Annotated in this window: 9 protein-coding genes and 1 pseudogene; 1 reads left to right on the top strand and 9 read right to left on the bottom strand. The window is 63.2% G+C overall.

Features of this window, described 5'->3' with window-relative positions:
• Nucleotides 1–159: 159 nt before the first annotated feature.
• The 8 genes and pseudogenes from ACFTZB_RS04125 to ACFTZB_RS04090 all read right to left on the bottom strand — a co-directional run bounded on the left by ACFTZB_RS04125 (nucleotide 160) and on the right by ACFTZB_RS04090 (nucleotide 8121).
• A complete protein-coding gene (locus ACFTZB_RS04125) occupies nucleotides 160–432 on the bottom strand; it encodes a hypothetical protein (RefSeq protein ID WP_378430225.1) in 273 nt (90 codons plus the stop codon).
• A gap of 50 nt (nucleotides 433–482) precedes the next feature.
• Nucleotides 483–1196, bottom strand: a pseudogene (locus ACFTZB_RS04120) (phosphotransferase family protein); the annotation flags it as partial.
• 32 nt (nucleotides 1197–1228) lie between these two features.
• Nucleotides 1229–1480, bottom strand: a complete 252-nt coding sequence (locus ACFTZB_RS04115; RefSeq protein ID WP_378430220.1) for a hypothetical protein — start codon at nucleotides 1478–1480, stop codon at nucleotides 1229–1231.
• 841 nt (nucleotides 1481–2321) lie between these two features.
• Nucleotides 2322–2942, bottom strand: a complete 621-nt coding sequence (locus tag ACFTZB_RS04110; RefSeq protein ID WP_378430219.1) for a response regulator transcription factor — start codon at nucleotides 2940–2942, stop codon at nucleotides 2322–2324.
• Entirely contained in the window at nucleotides 2939–4246 is a 1308-nt protein-coding gene (locus ACFTZB_RS04105; RefSeq protein ID WP_378430218.1) for a bifunctional 3,4-dihydroxy-2-butanone-4-phosphate synthase/GTP cyclohydrolase II, read from the bottom strand. Before ACFTZB_RS04105 ends, ACFTZB_RS04110 begins: the two co-directional genes overlap by 4 nt.
• Before the next feature lie 428 nt (nucleotides 4247–4674).
• Nucleotides 4675–5283, bottom strand: coding sequence for a TetR/AcrR family transcriptional regulator (locus ACFTZB_RS04100; protein WP_378430217.1), 609 nt, complete (start codon nucleotides 5281–5283; stop codon nucleotides 4675–4677).
• A gap of 298 nt (nucleotides 5284–5581) precedes the next feature.
• Complete coding sequence (locus ACFTZB_RS04095; protein WP_378430216.1) at nucleotides 5582–6934, bottom strand: flavin monoamine oxidase family protein; 1353 nt, start codon at nucleotides 6932–6934, stop codon at nucleotides 5582–5584.
• A gap of 86 nt (nucleotides 6935–7020) precedes the next feature.
• Nucleotides 7021–8121, bottom strand: a complete 1101-nt coding sequence (locus tag ACFTZB_RS04090; RefSeq protein ID WP_378430215.1) for an LLM class flavin-dependent oxidoreductase — start codon at nucleotides 8119–8121, stop codon at nucleotides 7021–7023.
• Nucleotides 8122–8795: 674 nt separating this feature from the next.
• Here ACFTZB_RS04090 and ACFTZB_RS04085 point away from each other — a divergent pair.
• Nucleotides 8796–9644: a hypothetical protein gene (locus ACFTZB_RS04085; RefSeq protein WP_378430214.1), complete on the top strand. Its 849-nt coding sequence runs from the start codon at nucleotides 8796–8798 to the stop codon at nucleotides 9642–9644.
• Between the two features lie 118 nt (nucleotides 9645–9762).
• Here ACFTZB_RS04085 and ACFTZB_RS04080 read toward each other — a convergent pair whose 3' ends face one another.
• Nucleotides 9763–13038 carry a protein kinase gene (locus ACFTZB_RS04080; RefSeq protein WP_378430224.1) on the bottom strand — a complete coding sequence of 1092 codons (3276 nt, stop codon included), beginning with the start codon at nucleotides 13036–13038 and terminating at the stop codon, nucleotides 9763–9765.
• Nucleotides 13039–13478 lie beyond the last annotated feature (440 nt).

Genomic DNA, 13478 nt, shown 5'->3' with positions numbered 1-13478 from the left:
CCCACAACGCATCCGGAACCAGCCTCAGTGACAACTCATCTACCACGCGTCACATTATGTCCCACACGTCACTTCATCCACATGAGACACGCTCTGAGTCGAAGGTGAACTCCATGTCGGTGCTTGGTCCTTGTCGTCACGGTCGGGGTGGGTAGGTGGTCAGGGAAGGGCCGCGAATCCGCGCTCGGCGAGCGGGGCGACCATCGAGCCGATGTCGTCGAACCCGTCCCCCACCGTCTCACCGTTGACGAAGCGAAGATGGATGCCCTCCAAGATGACGGCCATCTTGTAGAAGGCGAAGCTCGAGTACCAGCCCAACTCGCTGACATCGAATCCGGTCGTTTGTGCGTAGCGCTCGACGAGGTCGTCGAACGGGGGGTATCCCGGTGCGTCGACGGGGTGCCGGCAATGGGGTTGGTGATGCCCTCCCATCCCGACCAGAACAGGTGCACCAAGCCGAGATCGGTGAGGGGGTCACCGAGAGTGGACATCTCCCAGTCGAGCACCGCGGCGATCGTCGGCTGCTCGCCGAGCCTCGCGATCATGTTGTCGAAGCGGAAGTCACCGTGGACGATCGAGGCTTCGGAATGCTGCGGCAGCCGCACGCCGAGCCGCCTGCCCAGCTCGTCGAGCACCGGCAGTTCACGGGACTTCGACGCGGCAAGTTGCTTGGTCCAACGCCGCACCTGCCGCTCGAGGAATCCCGCCGGCCGACCGAACGTAGTCAACCGGAGCGAGTCGTAATCGCGAGTGTGCAACGCCGAGAGGCAGTCGATGTACTGGTAGGACAGTGCCGCGCGTTGGGCCGGCTCGACCCCGCTGAAGTCGCTGTCCGTTCGCAGGACCTCGCCCTCGATCTTGTCCATGATGTAGAAGCTTCCTCCCGCATCCGGTGCGGCATCGTCGGCGTACACGATGCGCGGAACCGGGACAGGACTGTTCGCCAGTGCTCGCTGCACGGCGACCTCACGCTGCATATCGTGCGCGGTTTCGAGGCGGTGCCCGATCGGCGGCCTGCGTAGGATCCACCTCCGGTTCGAGCCGGCGAGCTCGAACGTCAAGTTCGACCGCCCACCCGCGAGGAGGCGTACAGCGAGTTCGTCGGAGGGATCCAGTTCGAAGAGTTCCTCGAGCTTGCTCCGCACATGGGCGAGATTGAAGGGCGCGGATCGCGCGATCTCGTCGACCTGGTTCATTGGTTCCTCAATATCGTTAGCTTGTGGATTTTTCAAGAGGTGGGAATGATTCCCGTGCCGACGGGAAGTTCGTTCCGAACGAGGATCTTCACGTGGTCGATCGTGCCCGCGGCCGGTCTCAGCGCCGCGAATACGTCGTGGACCGCGTCGAGGCCGGCGTAACCGGTCACCATGAGGGACGGGTCGAACCGCCCGGTGACGACATGGTCGAACGTGCGCTTGTTGATCCTGCTATTGCGGCATGGGAAGAACGGGGTTCCGACACTGAGGGCAAGGGCATTCATCCGGAAATAGCGGATCCGACAGTCGATGGGTCGCGAATGAGCGACTGCTGCCACGCGCAGCGCTGCCGGAAGGTCCCGCACGGTTCACATCGGGAGGTTCGTCGGACCTCAGCCAAGAACTTGACGAGTCGTCTTGCATAGCCCCGACCGTTGCTACCCATCTTGCATTAACCCGCGCGGCAACGACATTCGCAAAGATTCGTTGGATCATCTCCGATATGCCGTGTGGCGTGAACAAACTAGCGGCCGCGATAACGGCATGAAGGAATGAGCATTGGCAATTTGAGCCATTCCTAGATCCGGCGGGACGGGTCTCAGTTTCATCGAACATCACAACTGCTGCAGAACTTGACTTTTCGATCCGTAGCTAAGATGCCCATGGCCAGCAGCACCATCTATGTGTGGGTAGGTCGACAACTTAGCGACGCAATGGTCGTACACTTCCCGCTTCGTTGCCAGGTCCAGAGTTGGGATGGAATCGACCCCACATCTTCCCTTCAGTAGCGTCAGCACTCGGCGATAGAAGCTCACGATCGATAGGCCGAACTCGGGGAAAATATGCTCGTCTCCGCCGTCGTAGGGCTTCCATCGGAGGACAAATAGCAACATCTCTCGGTCGTATGAATTCATTCTTCCTCTTTCGGCTACGTCAGGGCCTCCGACACGACTGGGACGAGTTCACCACTGCGCGCATCGTTGCCACCGACCCCTGAATCAGATTCCTCCACGCTGCCTTCGAACTGTGAATGCGTCGCGGGTGGTGCGCACATCGGAGGTTCTGAACACCTCGCGTCCAGAACCGATGCTCATGCCGTGCACAAGATCACGATTCGATGTGCTGCTAGGCAAGCGATGGAATCCGTGGATCGGCGATCCCGAGACGTTTTCCGCGCAGTGCCGCCTCCGTGCGGTTGCGTGCTCCGAGAGTTCGCAGGAGGCCACGTGTGTGGGCCTTGATCGTGTGTGGCGACAATGACAGCTGTTGGGCTATCTCACGGTTCGTCGCCCCGGTCATCATGAGTCGGAGTACTTCCAGCTGGCGCGTGGACAACGCCGGTCCGATGCTGGGCGTTCCGGGGCCCCGCGGAGCCAGACGACCTGTAGTTGCTCGGTTGACCGTGTCGAGGAGGGTTCTTGCGTCCCAGTCGCATCCAATCCATCCGGCGATCATCTTGTCCGAGGCGGGACTGTGTCGCGACGTGCGCACGGTTTCCATGGCGAGGATTCTGCATGGCTGCCAGGCCTGTGCGATCTGTGGGGCAATCTCGTTGACGGAGACATCGCCCACCCAGTCCTTGACGATGGCGACGTGCGGCTTCCACCGCCGCGCCGCCTCGACGGCGTTCTCGATCGACGCTGCGCCGAAACAGCGCTCCACCCAATCTTGGCTGCACAGGAGTGCGCGAAAACCGATGCGGACGACCTCGTGGTCGTCAACGATGAGGATTCGTCGGCCGGTCATCGGGCACCTCGCATTGCGGCGGCTTTCGTACACTCGGGCCGCATTCCTAGCAGGCGATCCGCGGTCTCCAGGCTGTCCAGGACGTGACCGAGTCGGTCGCGTTTGGTGCGGAGGTAGGGGACGCTCTCGTCAGCGGCCCTGGGCGTGAGCGCGATCCGTTCCCGGACATTGATTCCATGGCGCTTCAACGCGGCGACCTTGTCGGGGTTGTTCGTGAGCAGGCGGATGTTCTGGGCACCGAGCCACGTCAGGGCCTGGGCGGCTAGCCCGTAGTCGCGTGCGTCCGGCGGGAAGCCGAGGGCAACGTTGGCATCGACGGTGTCGAGCCCGTCATCCTGCAGCGCGTAGGCGCGAATCTTTTCGAGGAGCCCGATGCCCCGTCCCTCGTGGCCGATGGCATACAGCACGATGCCGCGCCCGTCCGTCGCGATTCGTTCCATTGCCGCGTGGAGTTGGCGGCCGCAGTCGCAACGCGAGGAAGCGAAGACATCGCCGGTCACACATTCGGAATGCAGGCGGACCTGAATGGCATCGCAACCCGCCACTTCGCCCATCACCAGTGCCAGATAGCTGGTGCGGTCTTCCCAAATCGGCTTGAACCCGTACGCCCGGAATTCCCCGTACAGGGTGGGCATTCGCGTTTCCGCAACACACTCGATGAGCGGCTCGGTCGCCTGGCGGTACTTCACGATGTCGTCGACCGTCACCAGGTCGAGCCCATGCTTGCGACTGAAATCCTCGAGTTCGCCGCGCCGCGCCATCGATCCGTCCTGCGACATGATTTCGCACAGCACCCCGTATGGCTGAAAGCCGGCGAGCCGAGCCAGGTCCGCGGCTGCCTCGGTGTGGCCGCTGCGCTGCAACACTCCATGCGGTTTGGCGCGGAGTGGGAACATGTGCCCCGGGCGTACGAGATCGGCAGGTCGGGTGTTCGGGTCGCAGAGCGCCTGGATTGTCGCTGCACGATCGGCCGCGCTGATCCCGGTACGACCCTCGCCCGCGACGTCGACCGACACCGCGAACCCGGTCTCGAATGAGCTCGTGTTGTTCGACACCATTGGGGGGAGGTCTAGCTCGTCCAGGCGTTCCGCTGGCAGTGAGACACAGGTCAGTCCGCGGGCGTGCTGGGCCATGAAGTTCACAGCTTCTGGTGTCACTGCCTGGGCCGCCATCACGAGGTCGCCTTCGTTCTCACGGTCTTCGTCATCGACGACCACGATCATGCGGCCGGCCCGGATGCTGGCCACCGCGTTTTCGACCGCGGTCACAGCGTCTGTGGGGTGGGATTCAAGGAGGTCGCCCATTTTGCACTACCTATGCGTGAGCCGAAGGATTCTTCGGGTGGGGTGATTTCGCTCACCAATCTATACGTACGTTTAGATTCGCGCAATGGCGCGTTCGGATCCGCGCAATCCACGCGACCGGTCGGTCCGAACACTGCAAAACGCAGCACACTCAACGAAGGTGCTGCTGTTCGTACAGGCGCTCCCGGCCATCGTCAGCGCAGGAATTTCAGGACAGCCGATGAAAGAGATCCCACATGAGCGTGCAGCCGGGAGGCACGGCTTCCGCGGCGATGTCGCGGGCGGCGATCCATTGCTGTGCGGCCGCGCCGTTGATACGCGCCTTTCGACACCGAACACCCCTCGATCCGCAGTCGACTAACGCCACACAGAGCCGAGGGAACTACACCTTCGCGGCGCTGTCGCTACCCGTGGACCCGCGATCTCAACTATGGGTTTGCCGAAAGGGTCGCCGCAGAGCCACCCTCATGCGTACGGGTTGAGCCAAACAATCGCGGCACGGCCGCGGCCACACGTTCGGGATCGAGCAACTGCGAAGGATCGAGCAGCGCCTGCACCAGGAGGCCATCGAATATGGCCATCACAATGCCGGCGGCATCGTTGCCGGTGTCGTCGGCGCCGAGCCCGAACTCGGCCGCCAGCGCGGAACGCAGCACGGAGTAGGACTCGGCGAGGGGTTGCCTCACGCGTTCGTCGTGTGGTGCACGCGCGACAGCGGCATAGAACGTGCGCAGCAGCCCGGTGTAGCGGGGCATGCTGCTCAGTACGACGCCGATCGCGCGTTCGAGCCGCACTGCAATATCCGAGTCGGGCAGGTCGGCAATGCCCGAGACGACTTCCGTCTCCCAGCGCCGGAATGACTCGGCCATCGCCTCGGCCAGCAGGCCGTCCTTGGAGCCGAAGTGGTAGCTGATCGACGCCAGGTTGGCGCCCGACTCAGCGGCGATCACGCGTGCGGTGATCGCCTCGGGTGGGAGCGTCTCGAGGCAACGGATGGCGCCCTCGACGAGAGTGCTGCGGTTACTGTGCTGGGCCATGACCGATCGCTGGGTTGAGTGAATCGAAGCGTACGACAGATACGTTAGTGACCATACTGGCATCGACCGACGCAACCCGGCCACCACCGGCGAATGAACCACAGACGACTCTCTCCGCGCCGGTGCGCCGAGCATCGCCAATGCCCGGTGATTGGCGAGTACGGGGGCACGCTCGTAGTGGTTCCTTGATCGCGGCGGATGCACGCATCGCAGGTGAGCTTCCAATCTCCACGAATGTCGTCATACACAGCCACAGTGTGCCGGGCGTGGTCATCCGAATGGGGTGCACGCGCCGGAGCTACCGCTCCAGGTTCCGCGCCTGCTGGGTCGCGGCGAGATACCCGCTCTCGATGGCCCCGTCGATCCACCCGATCAGCCTTTCTGCGATGTCGGCGCTCGCAAAGGAGAGTCGGCCTTCCGGAGCTCGCATTCCCGACAGATGAGGGAGGAGCCCAACGGGATATGCGGCCCACCCCCCGTTGGCGAACTCGTCCCGTGCCCAGTCGTGCCCTCCGACCTCGAGAACGGTGCATCCGGGCATGAATTGATCGAACGCCTTCTGCACCTGGGTAAGGTCGTGGATATCGAACTCTGTCTCTCGCGGGGCGCCGGCACGATATCCGAGCGGGGTGAAGTAGCTCATCAGCTGCGCATCACCGTGGTCGTACTCCGAGATCACCGTTGTGACACCGCAGCCCGATTCAACGCTGGCGAGGCCACTGAAAGCCGGCGGCGCGTCCTTGACCAAGGCCCAGCCCTTCAATCCGGTGCCGACAGGACGGAGTTCGGCACCTTTCGTCTTGGACTCACTCAAACCCGGCGAGAACTCGATGGAGTCCCAACAGCTCACAGGTACCGCGATCACCGCTCCGCGGGCACGCAGGGCAGTGCCGTCGGCCACCGTCACGACAACCCCGTCGGCGTCCTGGTCCACCTTGGTCACCGCCGCGCCGTAGTGAACCTCGGCCGTGCTCTCGGCGACCATCGCCTCGACCAGATCCATCGTGCGGAGCGGCCGCCGCATCTCGAGCATGAACCAATTGGCCAGGCTGTTGCCCCTGTTCGCCGTCCACCAGAGGAACATCAGGGCGCTGAACTCGTCAGATGGTCGACCGCCTTCGGTGGTCGGCCAGGACTCCAACAGGTCACGAAAGCCGGGTGGCGGCGCCAGGCGGTCCAGGAGTTCACGCCAACTCACGTCCAGATCGTCCAGGTGCTGCGCCTCGATGGGGACCGTCGGATCGATGCGATGGACCATCTCGAGAAGTTCAAAGGCAGTGCGTTCCGTACCGAGAATCTCTTCGGGAAGCAGCGGAACCGGATGCTCTATCCGCTGTCCGCCGATGAGGTACCCGTTGCTCTGAGCATCGCGAGACAGGCCCCATTCCAGCCCGTAGTCCGACATCTCCCGTTCCATGAACGGGCAACCTGGTGGACTCCATGCTCCACCCAGGTCGACTGTGACGCCGGTGTCGCCAAATGTGTCTGTGAATACCTTGCCGCCCAGTCTGTCTCGACCCTCGAGTAACGCGACACGATGACCCTCTCGCGTCAGGTTTCGGGCGGCCGTGAGACCGGCGTAGCCACCGCCTACAACGATTACGTCGAAGTCATATTCACTCATGGTCAATCTTCCCGTCTGCGTCGACATGGTGGTGGTACCGATCCACCCCTCGCCGCCGACGAGGGGTGGATCGCTATTTCACTCAAAATTTGATCGGAGCGGTGAAACGGTCGTCAGCCGACCGAGACCGCCGACGTGTCGAGTGTCTTGAGTCCGGGCATAACCTCGCTCGCGAACAGTCGCATGCTGCGCTCGACTTCCTCCATCGGAACGCCTCCCGATGCGAAGGTCACGAGGAGGCGTCCGCAACCGGTCTTCTCGCGAATCGCCTCGATCTTCTTCCGGCAGTCCTCGGGGGTTCCCCACACGTGCGTTTCGAGGAATTCCGTCACCGCGCTGTCGACGCCCTCATCACCTTCATCGCCCAACTCCTTGGAGGTCGCGTCGTAGTGCTCGTAGCCCTTTACGTTCGAGAAGTTCTGCGGCTTGTTCAGTCCGTAGTGGTCGATCACGCTGCGGTAGTAATTGCCCATGTACTTCTTGGCGGTCTTTTCCGCCCGCTCCGAGTCGTCGTCGCAGGTGACCAGTACGCTCACCAGTGGACCCGGAGCCTCCGCACCGTTGTTGAACTTCGCGAATGCCTCGCGGTACCGCACCAGGTCCTTTGCGGTCTCGTCCCACGACTTGAACGCAATGAGCAGCAGCCCGACCCCCAGCTCCGCCATCAGCTCGAACGAATCCGGAGACATCGCGGCGGCATAGGTGCGGTTGCGGAACGTCCCGGTCGGGGCCGGCTTCAGCAGCCGCTCTGGCTGCTTGAAATGCTTGCCGTCGTACTTCAGAACGCCCGTCTCGAGCGCGTCCAACACGAGTTCGGTCGTCTCGATGAAGCGTTCGCGCGACTCGTCCATCGGGATCCGTAAGCCTTCGAACTCCGTCTTCCCCAGCCCCCGGCCAATTCCCAGAATCAGCCGGCCTCCGCTCAACACGTCCAGGACGCTGATCTGTTCGGCGACGCGCACCGGGTCGTGCCAGGTGAGGATCGATGCCATCGTGCCGACCTGAATGTTGGGGTCGAGGGCTGCGATGTAGGTCAGGAACTGTAGCGGGTCGGGAGTGATGTCGTAGCTGGTGAAGTGGTGCTCGGTGGCCCAGACGCCATCGAAACCGAGCTCGATGGCCAACTCTGAGCTACGAACCGCGTTCGCCCAGACCTGTGCGTCGCTGAGCTCGTCCTCAAAGCTTTGGAAGGAAAGACCGAGACCGACGTGCATTAGATACCTCTCAGTGTGCGGATTGCGCAGGTAGAAAATGTCTCTGCGCTCATTTGTCGTTAGAACGTTGACCGATTCATAGTGGCGAGGGCTTCAAACCAGAGTCAACGGATGGCAGTCGAGAAGTAGCCCATTGGGCGTGTGGCCCGGGTTTCACCCGATCGAAAACTGCATCGGCCGATCAAACTTCGTTACCCCACAAACCACTTAGTGGGCTCCATCGCGAACCAACGATCGATCCGACAGCTCGGCACTGTGCAGGCGTGTCACCGTAGACACAGATCCACTCTGCTTGTCACCCAGCGAATCAGGACAACTACGCAGTTCGGGACCCGAACGCGGAGGGCGGGTGCGGTGAGAGCCGCAGAGTTTCGCCCCGAGTTCAATGGCTCAGCACTGGAACGGCGGTCGGCGTGGCGGCGACTCAGGAACCTGACGATCTCGTGTGTGAGGCCTCCCGCCGTGGCGAGCGTCACCCTCTCCACTAGCCCAAAGGGGCCAGCGCTGGACTGCTTGTATTGACCACACCAGCGCCGAGAAGGAGCATCGTGCGACACCCGCCCACGATCTCCCCGGTTCGCGGATTCCCGCCCGTACGGCGAATTTGCAGGCTTGGTGCTACCGATCCTTGTGGCGGCCATCGAAACATTGGAGGATTAGCGATGGAGACAACTATGTTCAGGGAGACTGAGCCCGCCGGTTGTGACTATGCAGCCGAACAACAGATCCCGGCCAAAGAGGAGTTCTCTGCGCGATCGACCGGTGCGTTTCGGCGACACACGGGCGGCCGCTATCGGTTCAGAGCGATCACGACCTCCGTCATGGTGTTGGTCGCGATGGGAATCACGGCCGGTACGGCCACCGCCGCACCGTCGCCGGCGGATTCGACTGAAAGCACGACCGTGAGCACCGATATCCTTCCCGGGATTCATTACGCGGCGAGCATTGTCGACAAGTCGGTGGTCCTGACGACCGACGCTGGCTCACTCATCACCGTGGGCACCCAATTTCAGGTGCTGGATGGCTCGGGTGCGCTCGTCGCCGGGTTTCCTCTGACCTACCAACGCGATGGCAAAGAGTGGCCAATCGCCGCAAGGATCGAGGGCAATACGGCTACCTTGACCCCCAGTACCGATGCGTCGTCCGCCGTACCCACGCATCAAACGGAGTTGCCGCTCGGGCGCGTCGCCCTTGACGTCCAATCGCCAGAATTCAGTCTCGCTGTCATTAATTTCGGCACGGAGGTTGCCCTCGGGATGGGCCTCGGAACTCTGATCGGCACGGCGATCGGCGCCGGCATCGGGTGCATCGCCGGCGGGGCGCTGGTCGGAACTGCGGTGGGCGTGCCCACCATTGGTACCCTCGCGATTCCCGGCTTCCTCGGCGGCTGCCTCGTGACCGGTGCCGCAGCGGGCGCAATCGGGGCCGTGGTCGGCACAATTGCGGTGGGCGGACCGGTCGCGATTGCGAGCGGCATTCAGTTCTTCAATGCAATCAACGCCCCAGCCGCTCCACCTGCCTGATCCGTAGTTCGTCCGGCCGCCGGCATCACCTCCGCACGCGCGGACGCGGTCCGGAAACAGCGAAGGGTGGATTGGTGCAACTGCAACGGAGGGTGCGTAGGTTGTTCCTCCGGCCCGATCACGACGGCTTCTGTTCGACAACCCAGGCAGCGATCTGTGCGCGGGAGGTGAATCCAAGCTTGGTCAAGACGTGTTCGACGTGCCCCTGGGCTGTGCGTTGCGAGATCACCAGCCGGGTGGCGATCGCCCTGTTGGTCAGGCCCTCGGCGACCAAGTCGGCGACCTCCTGCTCACGCTTGGTCAGTTTCGTCGCCGTATCCGTTGGGGAGGCCGACGACGGGACCCTTTCGCCGAGCGCGTACGCGACGGCCGCGGCAAGCGAGAATTCCTTGCCTTCTCGACAGGCTGTTGCGAAGGCCTTCTGACCCAGCTTGCGGCGGCTCGTCTGCACACACTTGTCGTGGTAGGCGAGCATGTGGGGAAGAAAGGTAGGCGAGCTACCCACGGCGGCACCGAGAGCTTGCGCGGCTCCCAGGAGGGCGGCGGCCCGTTTCGCGTCGCCCTCGCTCCCGGCGATCCAACCCAGTGATTCGAGGCACAGCGCGGAGCCCACCGGATCATCCACAAGCTTTGCCAGCAGCACCAATCCCTGATTCAGTAGCTCCCGGGCGCGTGTGGCGTCACCCTGCCGCCACACCAGGACTGACGTGGCCCACAGCGCATACCCCCGATACACGGATTCACCGCGGAGTGCGGTGATTGTCAGAACCTGCTCGTAGCACGCGAGCGCACGCTCGGTATCTCCGAGCACTTCGTGGGAGAGCCCCATCGTCGTGAGAGCCTCAACCTGCATGGCGGCATGTCCCTGTCCCAGGAGCGTTGCCGTTGACTCTTCGAGAAGTGAGCAGGCGCGCGCCGGTTCCCCGATGTAAAACGCGAGAAGACCGTCGGCCTGGGCAAAGAAGGCGCGGCTCACCGACTCCGTCGTTCCCTCCGTCAGCGCTCGTCCCTCCTCAACTCGTGCTGTCGCGGTCTCGAGGTCGCCCTGCAGTTCCGCCAGTGCGCTCTCCGCGTACAGGGCCTTGACCCGGTCGACCATTGGCGGGCCGGCGTTCCGGGTCCGAAGGCGATCTAGCCAACGTCGCCCCTCGCTGTACAGTCCGCGCGAACTCCAGAACCAGTACAACGATGCAGCCATCCGAAGTCCGGTGTCCGGATTGTCGGACACGCAGAATGCCAGCACCTCACGTAGATTCGGCTGTTCCCGGTCCAGCCGCGCGATCCACGCGAGCTGCCGCGAGCTGATCCATTCGGCTTCGGCGTCGCGAGCCAACTGGTGATACCAATCCCGATGCAGTTGGCGAAGGTGGGGATATTCACCGCTCTTCTGCGCCTTTTCCCGGCCGTAGTCACGAAGCGTCTCGAGCAGCCGGAACCGCACCACGCCGCTCAGTTCCTCACGAATCAGGATGGACTTGTCCACCAGCGAGGTCAGCGTGTCGAGCACTTCCGCCGGCGTCAGTCCTTCACTGCAGACCTGTTCTGCCGCATCGAGTTCGACAGTTCCGGCAAAGACCGAGAGTCGGGACCACAGCAGTTGTTCCTGCGGCGTGCACAACTCGTGGCTCCAGTCGATGCACAACCGTAGCGTCTGCTGCCGCGTGGGCGCACTTCTGCTGCCATGAGTGAGCAGTGCATAACTGCTGTTCAGCTGCCGCAGAATCTGATCGGGCGACATCGCTCGCAGCCGTGCCGCCGCCAGTTCGATCGGCAGTGGTAGCCCGTCCAGTCGGTGACAGATCCGCGTCACCGCAACTCGGTTCTCGTCGGTGAGCCCGAAGGTTGAGACGGCAGCGGCGCCGCGTTCAGCGAACAATGCCACCGCATCGTATCGGGGAAGGCCTTGCAGGGACGGCTCGCGGTCGGGATCGGGAACCGTCAGGGGAGGAACCCGCAGTACCGCTTCCCCGCCGATACCGAGGGCCTCACGGCTGGTGGCGAGGATGCGTAGCTGGGGACAGGAGCGCAACAGCATCTCGGACAGCTCTGTCACTGCATCAACCACTTGCTCACAATTGTCGAGAACCAACAGCACCTCGCGTGTCCCCAGGAATTCGAGCAGGATCTCTTCGGGCGGCCTCGCTGATTTCCGCAAGCCGAACGCGGCCGCCACCACACTCACCAGCAACGACTCGTCGGACAACTCCCCCAACTCGACGAGCCATACGCCGTCGGCGAAAGCACGGCGCGCACCGGTCGCGACCCGCACGGCGAGCCGCGTCTTCCCGACTCCCCCAATCCCGGTCAGTGTTACCAGACGGGATCCTTCCAGCAGATTCTTCGCCTCGGCCAACTCGTGGCGGCGACCGATGAAGCTGGTCAGCTCGAGAGGTAGATTCCCCTTCAAGCCGACAGCCCCAACCGCCAAGTGCCGGCGCCGCGGTGTCGGTTTCGGTATTGGTGTCGGATCATGATGTTCCGCAACAAGTTCGGTATGCAACGCCATTTCGTCGACGGGAAGAGATCGGCGGAGTTGGGCATCCCGGAGATCGGCGCCGAGTGCCGCAGCCGTGGGCTGCCGATCATGCGGATTCCCGGACATCGCGCGCTCGATGACCACGGACACATCGTCGGCGATGCCCTGCTCACGCAAATCGGGAAGAGGTTCAGACGCGATACGGACGAACTGGGCGACGAGTTGCTCACCACTGCGGCGTTCAAATGCGGCATGAGCGGTGATCGCGCAGAACAGGGTCGCACCGAGACTGTAGACGTCCGAGGCCGCGCTCGGGGACGCACCGGCGAGAACCTCCGGGGCGGTGAACGCCGGAGAACCCGTCACCACACCGGTTGCCGTCTCGAACCCCCCTGTGATATGCGCGATACCGAAATCGGTGAGTGCCGGTTCCCCGTATTCGGTGAGCAGGATGTTCGCAGGCTTGACGTCCCGATGGAGAATGCCGAGCCGATGTGCGGTCTCCAGCGCGCCCGCCAGCTTCACCCCGAGTCGCAGCGCGTCGTCCAGCGGTAGCGGACCGTGCCGGCGGATCCGCGCATCTAGGGAGCCCCGCGGGTGGTACTGCATGACGAGGAACGGACGCCCGCTCTCGGTGATACCGACCTGCAGAACGCCCACGATGTTGGGGTGCCCGGTAAGCCGACCCATCGCCCGCTGTTCCCGGAAGAAACGTTCCCTGTTCTCATCGTCCAGGTCGGCGGTGAGGACCTTGACCGCGACCGTTCTGTCCAGGGCCGATTGGCGGCACCGATAGACAACTCCGAAGCCACCGCGTCCAATCTCGTCGGCGTCGTTGAACCCGGCGATTTCCAGTTCCGCAGTAACCGGAGGACTCATCTCATGGCGCTGCGTCTCGAACGGGTCAACATCGGCCATCATCTACCAGCGATTCATCGGACGAATCATCTCTCGTGTCGATGTCACCGTTTCGCGACGTCGAACACTCCCACCCAGAGTATCGCTCCCGGCCACGGCCCAGGGATTCGTTCCGGTCCTGGCCGAGCTCGGTAAGTGGAATGGGCAGATGAACCTCAGAGACCGGGTACCCGTCGAGAACTATCGATCGGATGTCGGCCACGGGTGACACACCGACCACCGAACCACGCTCACCGATTTGCCCGTCGCGTGTCTTCCCCGTGGCGGACCGAGCCGAACCACGATTCCTGTTCGGCAGCAGGTGGTCGAAGCGCGCCTTTTCGCGGTCTGGCGGCACCCCGTCTCGGGTGGCTCCGGGGCGACCCTGCATTCTCGGCACCTCCCATTGCCGGGCTCGCTCGATGTAGCCCGCAGATGGTTGGGGGTCCACTATCCGTCCG

The sequence above is a fragment of the Rhodococcus sp. NPDC057014 genome, assembly GCF_042673295.1.
Taxonomy (GTDB): Bacteria; Actinomycetota; Actinomycetes; order Mycobacteriales; family Mycobacteriaceae; genus Rhodococcus_F.
The sequence above is the reverse complement of the archived record's forward strand: the minus strand, read 5'-3'. Positions and strand labels throughout refer to the sequence as shown.